20 protein-coding genes and 5 pseudogenes are annotated in these 16,900 nt (G+C 38.1%); 9 read left to right on the top strand and 16 right to left on the bottom strand.

Annotation, left to right across the window (positions count from 1 at the left end):
• Together HF966_RS08730 and HF966_RS08725 are read left to right on the top strand one after the other, a co-directional pair.
• Positions 1-286 (top strand): integrase core domain-containing protein (locus HF966_RS08730; protein ID WP_168677987.1); only part of this gene is annotated, 286 nt, incomplete at its 5' end.
• A 100-nt stretch (positions 287-386) separates the two neighbouring features.
• On the top strand, positions 387-578 hold the full coding sequence (locus HF966_RS08725) for a hypothetical protein (protein WP_168677984.1): 192 nt from the start codon (positions 387-389) through the stop codon (positions 576-578).
• A 509-nt stretch (positions 579-1,087) separates the two neighbouring features.
• Here HF966_RS08725 and pgmB read toward each other — a convergent pair.
• The 6 genes and pseudogenes from pgmB to HF966_RS08990 form a co-directional block, all read right to left on the bottom strand.
• Positions 1,088-1,759, bottom strand: a complete 672-nt coding sequence (gene pgmB, locus HF966_RS08720) for a beta-phosphoglucomutase (RefSeq protein ID WP_004906338.1) — start codon at positions 1,757-1,759, stop codon at positions 1,088-1,090.
• Between the two features lie 2 nt (positions 1,760-1,761).
• Positions 1,762-2,745 carry an aldose epimerase family protein gene (locus HF966_RS08715; protein ID WP_168677982.1) on the bottom strand — a complete coding sequence of 328 codons (984 nt, stop codon included), beginning with the start codon at positions 2,743-2,745 and terminating at the stop codon, positions 1,762-1,764.
• Positions 2,746-2,801: 56 nt separating this feature from the next.
• Positions 2,802-5,060, bottom strand: a complete 2,259-nt coding sequence (locus HF966_RS08710) for a glycoside hydrolase family 65 protein (protein ID WP_168677979.1) — start codon at positions 5,058-5,060, stop codon at positions 2,802-2,804.
• Positions 5,061-5,154: 94 nt separating this feature from the next.
• Positions 5,155-6,507, bottom strand: coding sequence for an SLC45 family MFS transporter (locus tag HF966_RS08705; RefSeq protein WP_168677977.1), 1,353 nt, complete (start codon positions 6,505-6,507; stop codon positions 5,155-5,157).
• Between the two features lie 690 nt (positions 6,508-7,197).
• Complete coding sequence (locus HF966_RS08905) at positions 7,198-7,320, bottom strand: helix-turn-helix domain-containing protein (RefSeq protein ID WP_235589935.1); 123 nt, start codon at positions 7,318-7,320, stop codon at positions 7,198-7,200.
• 38 nt (positions 7,321-7,358) lie between these two features.
• Positions 7,359-7,508, bottom strand: a pseudogene (locus HF966_RS08990) (transcriptional regulator); the annotation flags it as partial.
• Positions 7,509-7,604: 96 nt separating this feature from the next.
• Between HF966_RS08990 and HF966_RS08690 the strand changes: the two are divergent.
• From HF966_RS08690 to HF966_RS08680, 4 genes and pseudogenes are all read left to right on the top strand, one after another.
• Positions 7,605-8,060: pseudogene (locus tag HF966_RS08690) on the top strand (transposase); the annotation flags it as partial.
• Positions 7,990-8,139, top strand: a pseudogene (locus tag HF966_RS09025) (hypothetical protein); the annotation flags it as partial. The pseudogenes HF966_RS08690 and HF966_RS09025, both read left to right, overlap by 71 nt.
• A 3-nt stretch (positions 8,140-8,142) precedes the next feature.
• Complete coding sequence (locus tag HF966_RS08685) at positions 8,143-8,553, top strand: DDE-type integrase/transposase/recombinase (RefSeq protein ID WP_247594553.1); 411 nt, start codon at positions 8,143-8,145, stop codon at positions 8,551-8,553.
• Positions 8,554-8,565: 12 nt separating this feature from the next.
• Positions 8,566-8,700: an IS3 family transposase gene (locus tag HF966_RS08680; RefSeq protein ID WP_111303668.1), complete on the top strand. Its 135-nt coding sequence runs from the start codon at positions 8,566-8,568 to the stop codon at positions 8,698-8,700.
• A gap of 14 nt (positions 8,701-8,714) precedes the next feature.
• Here the strand turns inward: HF966_RS08680 and HF966_RS08675 are convergent.
• The 9 genes and pseudogenes from HF966_RS08675 to HF966_RS08635 form a co-directional block, all read right to left on the bottom strand.
• Positions 8,715-8,822, bottom strand: a pseudogene (locus HF966_RS08675) (IS6 family transposase); the annotation flags it as partial.
• A 261-nt stretch (positions 8,823-9,083) separates the two neighbouring features.
• Complete coding sequence (locus tag HF966_RS08670; RefSeq protein WP_168677973.1) at positions 9,084-9,611, bottom strand: Asp23/Gls24 family envelope stress response protein; 528 nt, start codon at positions 9,609-9,611, stop codon at positions 9,084-9,086.
• Positions 9,612-9,638: 27 nt separating this feature from the next.
• Positions 9,639-9,839: a DUF2273 domain-containing protein gene (locus HF966_RS08665; protein WP_168677971.1), complete on the bottom strand. Its 201-nt coding sequence runs from the start codon at positions 9,837-9,839 to the stop codon at positions 9,639-9,641.
• 17 nt (positions 9,840-9,856) lie between these two features.
• Positions 9,857-10,411 (bottom strand): alkaline shock response membrane anchor protein AmaP, encoded by a 555-nt coding sequence (gene amaP / locus HF966_RS08660; protein ID WP_168677969.1) that lies wholly within the window; start codon positions 10,409-10,411, stop codon positions 9,857-9,859.
• 24 nt (positions 10,412-10,435) lie between these two features.
• Positions 10,436-10,681, bottom strand: coding sequence for a GlsB/YeaQ/YmgE family stress response membrane protein (locus HF966_RS08655; protein WP_133424733.1), 246 nt, complete (start codon positions 10,679-10,681; stop codon positions 10,436-10,438).
• A gap of 195 nt (positions 10,682-10,876) precedes the next feature.
• Positions 10,877-11,011, bottom strand: coding sequence for a hypothetical protein (locus HF966_RS08970; RefSeq protein WP_002827664.1), 135 nt, complete (start codon positions 11,009-11,011; stop codon positions 10,877-10,879).
• Between the two features lie 230 nt (positions 11,012-11,241).
• The gene (locus HF966_RS08645) at positions 11,242-12,111 is read right to left on the bottom strand and encodes an SDR family oxidoreductase (RefSeq protein ID WP_168677967.1); all 870 of its coding nucleotides are present in this window, start codon (positions 12,109-12,111) and stop codon (positions 11,242-11,244) included.
• A 370-nt stretch (positions 12,112-12,481) separates the two neighbouring features.
• Positions 12,482-13,132 carry an IS3 family transposase gene (locus tag HF966_RS08640; RefSeq protein ID WP_345719094.1) on the bottom strand — a complete coding sequence of 217 codons (651 nt, stop codon included), beginning with the start codon at positions 13,130-13,132 and terminating at the stop codon, positions 12,482-12,484.
• A 44-nt stretch (positions 13,133-13,176) separates the two neighbouring features.
• Positions 13,177-13,419: pseudogene (locus HF966_RS08635) on the bottom strand (helix-turn-helix domain-containing protein); the annotation flags it as partial.
• A 168-nt stretch (positions 13,420-13,587) separates the two neighbouring features.
• On the opposite strand from HF966_RS08635, the gene HF966_RS08630 reads away from it, so the two are divergent.
• The 3 genes from HF966_RS08630 (at position 13,588) to HF966_RS08620 (ending at position 16,496) form a co-directional block, all read left to right on the top strand.
• Positions 13,588-13,836 (top strand): GlsB/YeaQ/YmgE family stress response membrane protein, encoded by a 249-nt coding sequence (locus HF966_RS08630; protein ID WP_004906007.1) that lies wholly within the window; start codon positions 13,588-13,590, stop codon positions 13,834-13,836.
• A gap of 246 nt (positions 13,837-14,082) precedes the next feature.
• A complete protein-coding gene (locus HF966_RS08625) occupies positions 14,083-15,447 on the top strand; it encodes a sugar porter family MFS transporter (RefSeq protein WP_168677964.1) in 1,365 nt (454 codons plus the stop codon).
• Between the two features lie 23 nt (positions 15,448-15,470).
• Positions 15,471-16,496 carry a polysaccharide pyruvyl transferase family protein gene (locus tag HF966_RS08620; RefSeq protein ID WP_168677962.1) on the top strand — a complete coding sequence of 342 codons (1,026 nt, stop codon included), beginning with the start codon at positions 15,471-15,473 and terminating at the stop codon, positions 16,494-16,496.
• 118 nt (positions 16,497-16,614) lie between these two features.
• Here HF966_RS08620 and HF966_RS08615 read toward each other — a convergent pair.
• Positions 16,615-16,900, bottom strand: a 286-nt coding sequence (locus tag HF966_RS08615; RefSeq protein WP_168677960.1) for an integrase core domain-containing protein, incomplete at its 5' end; no start/stop codon positions are given.

The raw sequence follows: 16,900 nt of genomic DNA, 5'->3' as shown, positions 1-16,900 counted from the left end.
ACAGATGGCGTTAGATAAGCATCGAAAGCCACTCATTATTCATTCAGATATGGGGTCACAATACACGAGTGCTGAATTTAATATTAAATGTCAAAATTGTGGCTTGAAACATTCATATTCACTTAAAGGACATCCATGCGATAATGGCCGTATGGAAGTATTTCATTCAATATTGAAACATGAAGAGGTGTATTTGAAGGCATACGAAACATTGACGCAAGTCCAAGCAGCCATTGGTTGGTATATCAATTTTTATAATCGAAATCGTGTCTCAAATGTTGCCTAAGTAACTGAATAAAAATAGTCCAATTTATTGACTTCTGAGCAACCTAAAGTAGTATCGAAAAATGGTATAGGTATTATCCATACACTTGAGGAGGATTTTCATGCAACAAATGTCGAAAACAATGGGCTGGCTCATGCTGGCGTTAAATGTGGTGCCGCTGATTCTAATTGGTACCATGCACAATATGGCAGCGATGTGGTTAATGGGTCTGATTATGACTTTGGACGCTGTGACAGGGTTAGTTGCCGCTTATCGGCCCCAGTCAAGTCAACAACACGCCCACCAGCCCTAGTTCACAAAAGGTTTCGATTTTAATTCGTTCGGAATAGGTTATACTAGACAAAAGATCAGCTCCTAAAAGATGGGTTTGTGGTAAACACCATTTTAAAGGAAGCTGATCTTTTTTGTCCGAACAGCGTTCGGATTAATTTTACAATCTACCATTTACTGAAACATATGATTATTATTTCCAGAAGAACCACCATTTTTTATTTTTCTTTTGCGTCCCTGCTACTGAATTTTCTTTTGGAGGTGTTGGTATTTCTGTCTCTGAGAATCTATCAATTGTGATCATCGATTGGACAGAATTAACCCAATTAGCACGTCCTATTTTAGCACCTGTGTAGTAAAAATTTACACAGATGGATGAATTAGCTATTACGGATCTCGTTGATCACATACAACACCGCATACCGTAACTTTTACTGATATCACAATTAAACAAGGTGGTACAGTGGCAAACATTAATTAAAACAACAAAAGAGTGTCAGTGTATAAAAACACTGACACTCTTTTCATCATCTATTGCATTTTAGCTTCAATATTTGCTAACGTCACTTCTGAAGTTGACTCAAAATTCAAGTCGGCTCCTGACAAAACATCTGCGTTACCAATGGCTAGTGATGTCTCACCTGCCCCATTGATTGACACAATACCAGCAGCTGAATCTTCCAATCCAATGACATTTTCTGGATCTAAATGTAAGACCTCTGCAGCACGAACGAAGATTTCAGGATCAGGTTTCCCCTTTGTCAAAGTGGCGGGATCAACAATGCCAACAAAATATTCGGTCAATCCCAAATGATCTAGAATCATTGGTGCGTTTTTAGAAGCTGATGCCACCGACATTGTATAGCCAGCTGCCTTAGCCGATTGAATGAAATCTTTCATGCCAGGCAAAATATCATCTTCAGTCAATGTTGAAATGAGTTGTTGATAATTATGATTTTTCTTTTCTGCTAATGCTTCTTTATCTGCTTGAGAAAAATCATCGGCATGATCCCCAGCATCCAAAATCATTTGCAAGGAAGCCATGCGACTGATGCCCTTCAAACCTTCAGCCAATTCTGGTGTCCAAGTTGTGCCAACCTCATCAGCTGTTTGATGCCAAGCTTCACCATGAAAGCGCGCCGTGTCAGCAATAACCCCATCTAGATCAAAGGCAAAACCTTTAATATCTGAAAATTTAGCCATTTTTATTTATCCTCGCTTTTTTTAATTTGGTAAGTTACAGTATATGTTTTTGTTTCATTTGCTGGCAAAACAATATCACCAAAGCCTTCATGATTAACCGCATCAGGCAAGGTCTGCATCTCAATAGCAAGCGCTGTTTTAATGTCACTGCTATCGTCAGGATTGGCAGTGAATACAACCACACCATTGCGATCTGAATCCACTGTCAAGGTCAAACTTTCATCGGGTGAAGTTAGTCCTACTCCCTCCCCTTGACGGCTGGAATATAATAACCAAGCATCATCGTAATGCTCTTGTCCCAAGGCATGCAAATGCGCAAAATCAAATTTTGTATTTTGATTATCAATCACGTTACCGGTTGGAATCGCGTGATTATCAACTTCAAGATGTTGACGTGATGCAATTTGTAATTTATGCCGACTGATATCTTGATCCTTACCAACTAAATTAAAGTAGACATGCGTCATTGGATTGAACAATGTATTCTCGGTTGAAACGCCACTAAATATAATGTCTAAACGATCTTCATCGTCCAATCGATAGGTCACTTGGGCAGCTAATTGTCCGGCGAATTCATCATCAAAAGTACGTGTGAAATTAATTTCCGCCGCTGTACCCAAATTTCTTGCTTCACCGTGCCAATTAACCGCATCAAAGCCATTAATGCCAGAGTGTAAAACATTGCCATCATCATTTGGCGTTAATGTAAAATGTGCCCCATTAATATCATAATCAGTTTTTGATAGACGACCACCAACACGACCAATTGTATTGCCAAAATGGAATGGATTATCTAAATACGCGGCTAAATCATCAAATTGGACTAACAATTCTTGTTTGACACCATCACGTTCAACGGAAAACGATTGCCAAGTTGCTCCGTACGAAATCGCAGTAATCTGTGTGTGTTTAATATTTTCTAGGGTAAACGCCGTCACGATTTTTCCGTCAGGTAATTGTCCAAAATCCTTCTCTGCTACTTTCATGATATCCTTTCCTGCTATACAGCAAATGAGCGATTTCTCGCTCATCATCAGGCTTATTACTTTGTCAATTCGACATCTTGCCCTAATAGGTCAATCACTAATGGTTCACCTGAAATCAAGTCAACATGTGCACCTTGACCATCAACTGACACTTCCAAAACATGACCGCGGAATACCAAACGGAAAGCATATTTTGTCCAATTCTTTGGCAAGAATGGCTTCAAGTGGAGTTTACCATCACGAACACGCATGCCGGCAAATCCTTGCACAATCGCTAACCATGAACCCGTCATAGCAGTTATATGCAAACCATCTGACGTATCATTATTATAATTATCTAAGTCCAAACGGGCCGCACGTTCGTACATTTCAACTGCTTTATCTTCCATTTGTAAGTCAGCAGCCAAAATTGAGTGAACAGATGGCGACAATGATGACTCATGCACTGTCAATGGTTCATAGAATTCAAAGTTGTTACGCTTTTCTTCTTCTGTAAACGCGTCTGGGAAATAGAACATGGCATGTAATGTATCAGATTGCTTAATATATGACGAGCGCAAAATGCGATCCCATGACCAGTTTTGGTTAATTGGACGAATGTCTTGTGGCATATCAGCAATTGGTGTCAAATCTTTATCCAAGAATGTATCGTGTTGAACAAAGATATGATTTTTACCTGTCTTGGTATCAACATCAGCCTCTGGCAAATACATTTTATCAACAATTTCTTGCCACTTTGCTAATTCTTCATCCGTCAAAGCCAACTTAGCTTTTTCATCAGCATTAATTTCATCGTAGTGTTCAAGTGAGTATTGCAAAACCCACTTAGCCATCCAATTTGTATAGAAATTGTTATTAACATTGTTTTCGTACTCGTTGGGACCCGTGACACCATGAATCATGTACTTATCGTTTCGGGCAGAATAGTGGACACGATCTGCCCAGAAGCGGGCGATATTATACAAAACTTGTGCGCCATCACCGTCAAGCCATGAGTGATCTGCGGTGATGTTTGTATAATTATAAATCGCATAAGCAATTGTCGAATTACGGTGAATTTCTTCAAAAGTAATTTCCCACTCGTTGTGTGACTCGATACCATCAAAGGTCACCATTGGGTACAAAGCACCCTTTAAGCCTTGTTCTTTGGCATTGTGGAATGCACCATCCAACTGATCAAAACGATATTGTAGCAATGAACGGGTCACAGACGGATCAGCAACACCAAGGTAAACAGGAATAGCAAACGCTTCGGTGTCCCAATAAGTGGCACCACCGTACTTCTCGCCAGTGAAACCTTTTGGTCCGATATTCAAGCGTGGATCATTACCATAGTAAGTTGAGAATAACTGGAATAGGTTGAAGCGAATACCTTGCTGCGCCGCATCATCTCCTTCAATTTGAACATCAGCTTTTTCCCAACGATTAGCCCATTCTTGTGCATGCGCTGTGTATATGTCGTCGTATGTTTGTGCGGCAAGATCCGCAGTTAGTGTTTCACCTGCTTTAATCACTTGATCTAGGCCATCATAATCACGTGAAGTTGTCACAATCACGCGCTTTTCAAAACTAACTGAACTTTTAGCTGGTACTTCAACGTCAAAGTTATCAGTCACTTCTTTTTCAGAGCGGTTCACACCATGCTTTTCACCGCCAACAAAGCTCTGACGGGCAACAACTGTAAATTGTGGCACACCAAACGGATTTTCAATTGTTTGCGTAGCGATAAATGATGAATTAGTCTCATTACCTGCGTCCAAAACTTGCCAAAACTTTTCATCATAATTTGAATCTTCATTGACAACGTCAGCGTCGATACTAGCATCAAAACGAATTGTGTGCGCTTGACCATCAGCAGATGACAACTCATAGTGAATATCTGCCAATTCCTTAACTGCTGCTGAAACTAAGCGCGTGATTTTAAACGTTACGCCAAACACAGTAAACGTTCGATTCAAAACACCATTTTTCATATCCAATGATACTTCAAAATCAGTCACATCATTCTTAGCTAGATCAACTTGATTGCCATCAACGTAAATGTCTGCTTTGACATAGTTCAGCGCATTGATAGCTTTTCCAAAGTAAAGCGGATAACCATTTTTCCACCAACCGACACGTGTTTTATCTGGGAACCAAACACCACCAACGTAAATTCCTTGATGTGTGTCACCGGAATAGACTTCTTCAAACATGCCACGCATGCCCATGTATTCGTTGCCCAAACTCGTCATAGATTCTTGGAGACGTTTATCTTCGGGATTCAAATCATGTGACGTAACTGTCCAAGGATCAACTTCAAAAATTCGTTTCATAAGGATTTTTACCTCTTCAATTTTTCTAATGCTTAGCTTCAGCGCTAATATCTACGACGACCGGTCGCACATACTAACGCCGAAGCGTTAGCCATTATTGTGCATCTACTGGATTACTGTGAATTTCATTGATAAATCCAACACTAACAGCACCAATTAACATTAAGATTCCGGATACTAAGATCATTGATGGGAAATGTGAACCAAGTGCTGGGAATAGTGCAAAACTAGCAACTGAGGCTACAATTTGCGGCAAGCAAACTGAACCGTTAAACAATCCTAGATAAGTTCCCATATGATCACCGGGCAATGCGTTGGTTACCATAATGAATGGGTATGCCATCATGCCTGCCCATGAAATACCGATTAGAATAAATGAGCCAATCAACAAATACTGTGAATGAATAAAGAAGACTGATGTGAACCCAATTGCCCCCAAAAATAGTGACAAAGCATAACTTGTTTTGTTTTTGTTTGCTGGAATCTTTGATAATACTAGCGACCACAAAACGGCTGCAATAGCATAAACCGCTGACATGATACCAAACCAGTTTCCACCATTTTGGTAACCAGCCGTTGTTGGATCAGTTGCATGGAAAATATTGTCTGCCACAGCACCAGTACCGTAGGTCCACAAATATTGGAATGCCATCCAGCAGAAGAACTGAGTCAAAGTAACCATCCAAAATGTTTTTGGCGCGCGCTTTAACAAAGTTAAGAAGCCACCTTCACCATCATTTGGTGTGTTCAAAGCATAGCCATGATATAACTCATAAGTGGCATCATCGTATTCTTTTACGTTAAAGACCGCAATCAGTGAAAAGACAACTAAGACGATTGCACCAACATAGAATGAAATAATTACAGATGCTGGCACTTGACCTTTAGGCGCTGTGTTAGCAACACCAATCGCTGTCAGCAAGAATGGGAAAATGGTTGCCAACACAGATCCTGTATTAGATAAGAAACTTTGAATTGAGTATGCGTATGACTTTTGGTCTTCATTAACCATGTCACCAACAACCATCTTGAAGGGCTGCATCGCAACGTTAGAGCTCAAATCCATGAACAAAATTGTGATAGCCCCAAACCATAACCCAGCAGTAGTTGAAAAACCAAAACTACCTGAGTTAGGCAACAAGAACATTACGATGACTGACACAAGAGCGCCAACCAATAAATAAGGCATACGACGACCAAAACGTTTTGTCCATGTGCGATCTGAGAAATAACCAACAAGTGGTTGTACGAACAATCCTGCCAACGGTGGTAGGATAAAGAAAAATCCTAACTTAGTGGGATCAGCACCCAATGTCTGAAAAATACGTCCCATTTGGGAGCTCTGCAATGAGAATGCCATCTGCACGCCCAAAAATCCAAAACTCAGCATCCAAATGGTGCTCAGCGGCAAGTTGGGTAGCCCCTGCCCTTTTTGCTTATCTGCCATAATTACTTCCTCCGAAAATTATTTTGAAACATAACTGATTTGCTCTAATCATGCACCATTTATATGAACAATTCGTGATGAAACTGTTTTTTTAGAAATCAGGAACATGTTCTGAACACCAATATATGTAACCGTTTACTTTTTATAGTATAGAATATTGGGATAATTAATGGAAGCGCTTGCATATTGTTAACGATAACATTATGCAAATTTATTGTTTATCGAACAGCTATAGCTGCTGAAATGCTGGTATTTCCTAATTCTATCGTTTTTTGATTCAATTTAAGAAATAATTTGTGCGACAATTTTTTCAACAATTAAGGCAAACGCTTGTCTTATGGGTGTTTAATTTCGGCTGAACCGCACTTAGCACAACAAGTGCAATCTAATCGCTCGCACGGATAATCGTAGTCGGCAATTAGAAATTGTGCATTAAGTTCAATACTAATCTAACGATAAAACAATATAATAAATATCACGATATCCCTGCCGGCACATATATTCAGTCGTTTATTCAATGCCTGCTCGATTATTCACGTCAATAGATTGTGTCTCTGCCGTAATATCTAAGCTAATTTTCAGTGTCTAACCTTTTTGTTGTAAATTATAGCTAATCGAATCAATAATTCGGTTCAACTGTTGTAACATCTTCTAAAAGTAAGAAACGAATGACATAATGGCGTTGGTTGACTAATGACCGTACGACTTGATTTGGCAGATAGTCAACGGTCTTTTTTTTATTGCATGTTGTACTCGCACCATCAGTTCAGGTGATACTTGATCTGGATGATTAATTACATGGCTAAGTGTCATTTTTGAGACATGCGCCTTTCGTGCAATATTATTTTAATTCACCACGTCTCATCACAAAATTCAGGTAAACGGTACGGCACAATCACGCTTGTTGCCTTAGTTTGCTCCAGGACAGAGCGCTGATCGTTAAACAATAATCGAACCGCTTCACTGCCCAAACTACGTGGCAACACATCAACTGAATAGAAATGGTAGATTGTAAAATTAAACCGAACACTTGAATAAAAAAGCCGCAGCGCCTTTAATGGTAATTGTCCAAAACAACCATAAAGGAACTGCGACTCATGACTAGTTTATCATCTCAAGAACGCACTGTCATTCAAACTTTACTCGAATTGAATTATTCTGTTCGTGCCATTGCGCGCTTTATTAAACGCTCTCCTTCAACCGTTTCGATTGAAATTCATCAAGTTACTCCCTATAAAGCTGAGATTGTTCATGCGTTGGCATTGAAAAAACGTCATCTACGTGGTCGTCATGACACGCTAACACCAGCTATCGCTGTCTTTTTGAATCACCACATTGGTATATTGAAGTGGTCACCAGAAACCGCTGCGCATGTTTTAGGGTTACCTTTCAAAACGATTTATAATTGGCTCAATGCTGGTCGACTCAAACTATCATTGGCTGATTTACCTGACAAAGGTATCCGTCAAAAGCGTCAATCTGATGGTAGACGACAAGTATTTGTGCATGGTCGTTCGATTGAAACGAGACCTGAAACCTTATATTTTAGACGTTTGGAAAACCTTTAAATTTTATGGTTATCGTCGTATTGCTGCTTATAGTCAACAAACCGACGGTCCGAAAGTATCTGAGTATATGACACTCAAATTGATGCATGAATTAGGGATTAAATCCCGCATGCAAAAACGTTATCGCAAACCCAAAACTGTTGTGACGGTTGATCAAAAGCCCAATCTGATTAGACACTTGCATGATTTGAGCGGTGTTTGGCAAACAGATATCACTTATATTCAGTTGACTAATCACAGATGGGTCTATTTAGCGACCGTTCTGGATCCTGAGAAGAGAAAAGTATTAGGCTATAAAATTGGCGATACAATGACAGCCGAGCTAGCCAAAAGTGCCTTACAGATGGCGTTAGATAAGCATCGAAAGCCATTAATTATTCATTCAGATATGGGGTCACAATACACGAGTGCTGAGTTTAATATTAAATGCCAAAATTATGGCTTGAAACATTCATATTCACTCAAAGGCCATCCGTAAGATAATGGCCGTATGGAAGCGTTTCATTCAATATTGAAGCGTGAAGAGGTGTATCTGAAGGCATACCAAACATTAACTGAAGTCCAAGCAGCCATTGGTTGGTATATCAATTTTTATAATCGCAATCGTATCTCAAATGTTGCCTAAGTAACTGAATAAAAATAGTCCAATTTATTGACTTCTGAGCAGCTGAGATTGAATCTGAAATAGTAGCCAACGGCTACTAAGATGATGTCCTTTTGAAAGTGGCGTCCCTTAAAGTGATTCATGCGCGCAATCCCTCGTTTCTTGGCACCCAGTATACTAAAATCAAGTCAGCGAGGAAAATTTGCACCAGAACCAAAAATTGTAGTGGACTATCGCAATTAATAGGTGTTATACAATAAAAGCAAACAAAAAGGCACCCTTAAGGTGCCCACATTATTTTAACGATCATTAAGATCATCAAAATAACGTTTGATTGCGAAACGTCACAACGTTTAGACCGTTGTGCTGAGACTTGCTACTGCAACTTCAAACCGCTTGTACATTTACTTGACACGATTATCGTCATCGTTCACTGCTTGAGAAGTTGTTTTTTTCACGGCATCAACGCCATCTGAAGTTTTTTCTTTGATTGTCCTACCAGCGTCTGTTACGCGATCCTGTAAGCTTGTTTGTGATGCGTCAAATTCTTTTTGTGTTTGAATATCAACTACTTCAACATTTAACTCAACTAGCGTCAAACTTGTTGTTTCTCGCACCTGTTTTGTGATTACTTCTGTTAGTTGCTTATAAATATCATGTGCGTTGTGTCCATATTCCATGATAATATTTAAATCTACCGCAACTTGTTCTTTTCCGACCTCGACACCAATGCCATCAGTGGGGCTATCCGTATTCACAATTTTATTTTTAATGTTTGCGACAAAACCACCGTCAACACCTAGCAATCCTGTCACGTTTTCAATTGCATAGCCCACTACTTTTTGAATCACTTTGTCATCAAATGTTAATTCACCTTTAGGTTGACGATTCTCTGTTGCAGTATTTTGTGTAGTTTTTGTTTCTGTAGACATAATTAAATCCTTTCTATAGCTAAATAATTAATTTTTACGTGTAAATATTTTAGAGACAATTGACAAATCGGCATTATACGCTTCGAGCAAGTAGCCAATCCAACCTGCTAGTAAGGTGACAACTATAATCAAAATCGTCTTCCAAAATCCTACAGTTACCAATAGAGTTGACAGAATGAAACCCGCAAGACCACCAACCCAAATATTAATTGATTTTTTGTCTTTCATTATATCCGCACTCCTTTTTAAATCACACGTGTGACTTTACGCTTTGAGTCTGATTTCTGATTTACTTTAATATCAACTTTAATGGGAATTCGATTTACGCCAGCGAGTAAATTATTCAAGCTTTTCGTTAAATCGTATGAAATACGAGGTAATTCTTTGACTGTCGCCTGTTTATAAACTGAATCAGCAATAATATAAAATTTTCGTTGACGACGAGTATTTTTCAATCTCACTTTAATATTTGATAAATCTTCACCTGAGAGCTTTGTCTGAATAAATTGGTTAATACCATGATTACTCAACGCAAGCCGTCCTTCTTTGGTTTGCTTCAAAAGAATATCTGGTAATTCTACCGGCCATATCAATATGAGTAAAAACACAAGCACGGTCAGTGCCAGCAGTACAAGACCATAGTAATAAATGAAAAGATCACTCTTAAATTCTAAATGTATATTAAACTCTGCTAAAAATTTGAAAACTTCATCAATTATTTGTGGCCATATCAACAAACAAAGCCCAACCAAATATCCGAGGCTGAAAATACTCAGAACAATTTTTTGACTTTTCTTCATATCATACCTCTCTATTACCTTATGCTATCGTTTTGCTCTCATACCAAGCACCATTGACACGGCTAGTACAAGAATCACAGCACCAATTATCGAAGGAATGATTGCCATTCCCGCCAAGCTAGGTCCCCATTGACCCAACAAAGCCTGGCCAATAGCCGATCCGATTAGACCAGCAATAATATTGCTAATCCAACCCATTGACTCACCACGATTTGTGATAGCACCTGCAATGGCACCAATAATGGCACCTACAATTAATGACCAAATCATAATCTTTCCTCCATTCTATTCTCTATGAATTATGATATGCAATTCACTAGCCTAAATATAACACTATCGAAAAGTGTTTACAAAAATAACGATTACCCCCTTTACAAAACAATGAAATTATGAGTTATTTTTAAAAGATTAAAAAACAACAGCTCACCATCAATAAGTTGCTATCGTTATTATCTGTTCAATGATTTAATTATGGATTTCCTCTTCCAAACGGTCCCCAGCTTTGTCGATGCCTTTAGCTGCAAATATGGTCCCTCCAACCGCTATACCGCCTAGAATTAATGTAGATGCTAACAATACCTTAAGTACAGTTTTTAACATAGTTTTCCTCCTTTATGCCTAAAATGAAAATTTTTTAATCTTCTTTTGTTTTCTTCCAATTTCTTACAAAATAATAGAAACTGAACAATAGTTGAGACAACGTCAAAAGCATCGACAGTTTATCCCAAAAGCCAAATTTTTTATTCTTTTTATCCATCTTTTCTCCACTTTCTCCGTTGATCCAACCAAATTTCTGATTAGTATCTTCGAAATTCAAAGGAGCTCATGATTTACTTTAAGCCACCAGTAACATTGATTGACTCACCTGTTACATAGCTAGATTCATTTGAAGCTAGGAAAACGTAAGCGCCGGCTAATTCTGCCGGTTGACCAGCTCTACCGATGAGGGTCGACTGGCCAAATGTTGGAATGTTCTCCGGTAACTGTCCACCAACAATCTGCAAAGGTGTCCAAATGGGACCAGGTGCCACACTATTCACGCGAATCCCTCGATTAGCCAATTGTTTAGCCAAACTCATCGTCATATTCTTGATAGCAGCTTTTGTACCTGCATAATCCACGAGAAATGACGATGGTTGTTCTGCCTGAATAGAATTCGTTGTTATGATACTGCTGCCAGGTTGCATATGTGGTAAAGCCGCTTTAACAAGCCAAATGAGACTAAAAACATTTGTTGCATAAGTGTCGGTTATTTGTTGTGTCGACAAATTAGCTATATCAACTTCCGCTTGTTGTTTACCAGCTACTAACGTCAAAATACTTAAATCACCAAAAAATGAAACTGCTTCATCAATCAACTTTTGGCTAAATGCTTCATTCTTTAAATCACCTGGAACTAGCTTGATTTTACGACCCAATGATTCAATAATGCCCTTAACTTCTTGTGCATCTGGTTCTTCTTCAGGAAGATAATTTAACACAATATCAGCACCTTCATGCGCATACGCTATCGCCACAGATCTGCCGATTCCTGAGTCACCACCGGTTATCAGTGCTTTCTTATGTTGCAGGCGGTCATGCCCAACGTAACTTTCTGCACCATCATCTGGTGTTGGCGACATCTTGCTTTGTAATCCTGGTTCAGGTTGACTCTGTTTTGGAAAATTCTGCTTTGCATATTCTCCATTTATGTTTGTCATGTAATTCCTCCCTTTTTCATACAATACTCAGCACAATCCTGACACGCACTAATAACGTGTATATTGTTTAACAAACACTTTGTTTGTTATGCCTACTATATCATTAGTAGAGAGCGGTTACAAAAATTTTGCCTAGATACTTGACAATGTAATTTGTTAATATCAGATGAAAACAAATCAAAAAAAGGAAGCGTGATGATTTAAAAATCACACTTCCTTTCTCAACAATATAAGAAAACCTTATTGATTAATTTGTTATAAAATCAGCATTCCTTTTCTCCAATTTTGAACTACTGACCTGTATTCCAATCTTTCAAAACATATCCCATTGCTCAGAAGTCAATAAATTGGACTATTTTTATTCAGTTACTTAGGCAACATTTGAGATACGATTGCGATTATAAAAATCGATATACCAACCAATGGCTGCTTGGACTTCAGTTAAGGTTTGGTATGCCTTCAAATAAACCTCTTCACGCTTCAATATTGAACGAAACGCTTCCATACGGCCATTATCGTACGGATGGCCTTTGAGTGAATATGAATGTTTCAAGCCATAATTTTGGCATTTAATATTAAATTCAGCACTCGTGTATTGTGGCCCCATATCTGAATGAATAATTAATGGCTTTCGATGCTTATCTAACGCCATCTGTAAGGCACTTGTGGCTAGCTCGGCTGTCATTGTATCGCTAATTTTATAGCCTAATACTTTTCTCTTCTCAGGATCCAGAACGGTCGCTAAATAGACCCATCTGTGATTAGTCAACTGAATATAAGTGAGATCTGTTTGCCAAACACCGCTCAAATCACGCAAGTGTCTAATCAGATTGGGTTTTTGATCAACCGTCACAACAGTTTTGGGCTTGCGATAACGTTTTTGCATGCGGGATTTAATCCCTAATTCATGCATCAATTTGAGTGTCATATACTCAGATACTTTCGGCCTGTCGGTTTGTTGACTATAAGCAGCAATACGACGATAACCATAAAATTTAAAGGTTTTCCAAACGTCTAAAATATAAGGTTTCAGGGATTCTCTACGCTTTTCTTGTCGACTGGGCTGCCAATGTGGTGATTCAAAAAGACAGCGATAGCTGGTGTTAGTGTGTCATGACGACCACATAGATGATGTTTTTTCAATGCCAACGCATGAGCAATCTCAGCTTTATAGGGTGTAACTTGATGAATTTCAATCGAAACGGTTGAAGGAGAGCGTTTAATAAAGCGCGCAATGGCACGAACAGAATAATTCAATTCGAGTAAAGTTTGAATGACAGTGCGTTCTTGAGGTGATAAACTAGTCATGAGTCGTAGTTCCTTTATGGTTGTTTTAGACAATTACCATTAAAGGCGCTGCGGCTTTTTATTCAAGTGTTCGGTTTAATTTTACAATCTACCGTAAGCATTATTAAACTATATTATTTAGTAAGTGATACAATTAAGATATTCTAACAGCAAAAAGGAGAATAGAAAATGGGACTTATTTGGACCTTAATAGTCGGTGCAATAATTGGAGCAGTAGCCGGAGCGCTTACTAGTCGAGGTGCTGCTATGGGTTGGATTAGCAATATACTTGCTGGATTAATTGGCTCCTGGTTAGGTGAAAGTTTGTTAGGTAGCTGGGGGCCTAGTCTTGCTGGCATGGCATTAGTGCCTTCTATTATAGGAGCAGTTATTCTAGTAATTATTGTTTCTTGGATTACAACTCGAATCAAACATTGAAATAAACAAGCAAAATAAAAAAGATGATCCTAAATCTAATGATGAAGAAAATATTTTTGATCATAATGATCAGACTGCAGATTATAAGAAGGCAGACTAGAGTCATGGAATTTTAGATTACTACGCGAGCCACAAATTGCTTTTACAGCGTTTGGGCTTTTTTTTAAACGAATATTTTTTAAATTAGGAACTTTTTAGGGATTTGATGAAAAACAGTATAGAAAATTAAAGAAAGGAAAAAGAAAAATGACGAATAAAAACCCTAATTTAAAATTTTTGAATTATTGTGTTTATGTAATATCTTTGGGAGGATTTTTATTTGGTTACGACACAGGAGTAATAAATGGAGCGCTAGCTTTTATGAGCCGTCCAGATCAACTTAATCTTAACCCTTCCTTACAAGGCGTAGTATCGAGTTCCCTTGTAATTGGTGCTTGTATTGGAGCATTAGGATGTGGGAAGGTAGCCGATCAAGTAGGGAGGAAAAAAACGCTACGCTTGATTGCAATTATTTTTACCATATCAACCTTTCTTTGTGCATTAGCTATTAATTTCTGGTTCATGACTATTTTTAGATTTATTTTAGGGATTGCCGTGGGAGCGGCATCGAGTCTTTCACCAATGTATCTAGCTGAAATATCGCCAGATAATTTACGCAGTGCGAATGTTAATAAGAATGCTATTTTTATTGTTCTTGGTCAACTCAGTGCCTTTGTTGTCAATGCTATTTTAGGAAACATCTGGGGTGACTGGGGTCCTATATGGCGTATTATGGTCTTATCTGCGGCAATTCCATCGGTGATTTTATGGATTAATTCATTTCGAATCAGTGGAAGTCCGCAGTGGCTTTTGTTCAAAAGACGAGTTAATAAAGCTAGACAATTATTTCGTCGGTTAGGGTTCAGCAATACTAAAAAGCTCGTAATAAGTGGAACTGAAACGATTGATGAATCTGATGACCAAGAGTTTAGCTGGTCGGTTGCTTTGAAAAATAAAAAATTACTTTATTTATTAATTACCGGAATAGTTATTGCGTTGATTCAACAAATTTCTGGTGTCAATACCGTCATGTATTATGGCACGATTTTACTTGAAAATGTGGGAATGGGGGCCGGAGGCTCACTCTACGCAAATATTTTAATAGGTGTGGTGTCAGTTATTGCTAGTATCTTTGGTACGCGTACGATTGAAAAAGCTAATCATCATAAAATGCTAGTTATTGGTTTGATTGGCAATGTCGTTTTCTTAGCACTATTAGGTTTGATTATGAAAACAACGATGTTTTCGCAGACCATAACAAATGTATTGGTACTGATCGCTTTGACTTTATTCTTGGCCAATCATCAAGGTATTGTTAGCCCGGTCACATGGTTATTATTAGCAGAAATGTTTCCGGGAAAAGTTAAAGCACAATTTATGTCAGTCGCAACAGCGACAACGTGGCTTACTAACTTTATTATTAGTTTAATTTATCCGCAGCTTATTGCATTGTTAGGAACAGCTATTGTTTTCTTCGTCTTTGCACTAACCAACGGTTTTAGTATCTTGTTGTCCGTTATATTTGTTAATGGTCGTAAAATGAAAAAAGCATATGAAAATGCTGAAGTATAAAAATAAAAGGGGTATTAATTCACATGGCAAACTTTTATGTTAACACAACAGAGGTTGTGCACAAACTGCCTAATAATGATCGACCAAAATTTTACATGTTTGGTGTTCCAAGCTACACGAATATGGGGGATCAAGCAGTTTCGTTAGCAGAACGAAAATATATTGAAAATGAATTCCCCGAATATCAATATATTGAAATTATTGAGGAAGACGATGACTATGCTATTCCCATTGTCCAAGAGCATTTACAGCCCTCTGATATTATTGCGTTTACTGGCGGGGGGAATATGGGCAATTTGTACCATAATCATGAGGAGGCACGGCGTAAGGTTTTTTCAACTTTTGTGAACAATCTGACAATTTCATTTCCTCAATCAATACATTTTGAAGACAATGAAGATGGTGAGATTGAAAAACAAAAGAGTCAAGCGGCTTACCGAAAAAATCCTAATCTCGTGTTAGTGGCACGTGATGCTCAAAGTTTTCATCGTATGCAATCAACGTTTGATAACCCAGTTATTTTTACACCTGACATGGTTTTATATATGAAACCTGTCAACTGGAATTTCAATCGAAATGGGGCTTTATTCGTTCTACGGCATGATTCAGAAAAAGTTGTTAAAAAAAGTACGATTGACAATATAAAAGATATTTTAGGGAATGAACGCCCTGTAAAAAGAGTTGATACCGTTCTAGACGAACCACAAAAGATAACACCTGTTACTCGGGAGGCATTATTTGATTCAGAACTAGAACTATTCTCGCACCAGGAAATAATTATTACAGACCGCTGGCATGCAATGGTATTTTCCGTTCTAACAGGAACACCTTGCTTGTTATTTGGAAATAGTTATGGAAAAGGAAAGCATGCCTATATTGATTGGTTAGAGCACGTCGATTGGATCAATTACACGGACGAAACTGACGTAGAGCGTATAGAAGAACTGTTACAACAGCTAATTTCGCAAAAGCGGCACGATTACGACGTAAAAAATGATTTTCGTCAATTACGTGATCTAATTAAAAATAATATGCACAATAAGAACTAATAATTATTGATTATCAAAAATTGAATATCAAAATTATTGGTAATAAAAAGAATAGAAAATGTATGGGCTATAATGGATGCTCAGAAGTCAATAAATTGGACTATTTTTATTCAGTTAATTAGGCGACATTTGAGATACGATTGCGATTATAAAAATTGATATACCAACCAATGGCTGCTTGGACTTCAGTTAATGTTTGGTATGCCTTCAAATAAACCTCTTCACGCTTCAATATTGAATGAAACGCTTCCATACGGCCATTATCGTACGGATGGCCTTTGAGTGAATAAGAATGTTTCAAGCCATAATTTTGGCATTTAATATTAAACTCAGCACTCGTGTATTGTGATCCCATATCTGAATGAATAATGAGTGGCTTTCGATGCTTATCTAACGCCATCTGC

Origin of the sequence: Leuconostoc holzapfelii (assembly GCF_012396485.1) — a bacterium.
GTDB classification, from domain to species: Bacteria; Bacillota; Bacilli; order Lactobacillales; family Lactobacillaceae; genus Leuconostoc; species Leuconostoc holzapfelii.
This window is presented reverse-complemented; position numbering and strand designations above follow the sequence as displayed.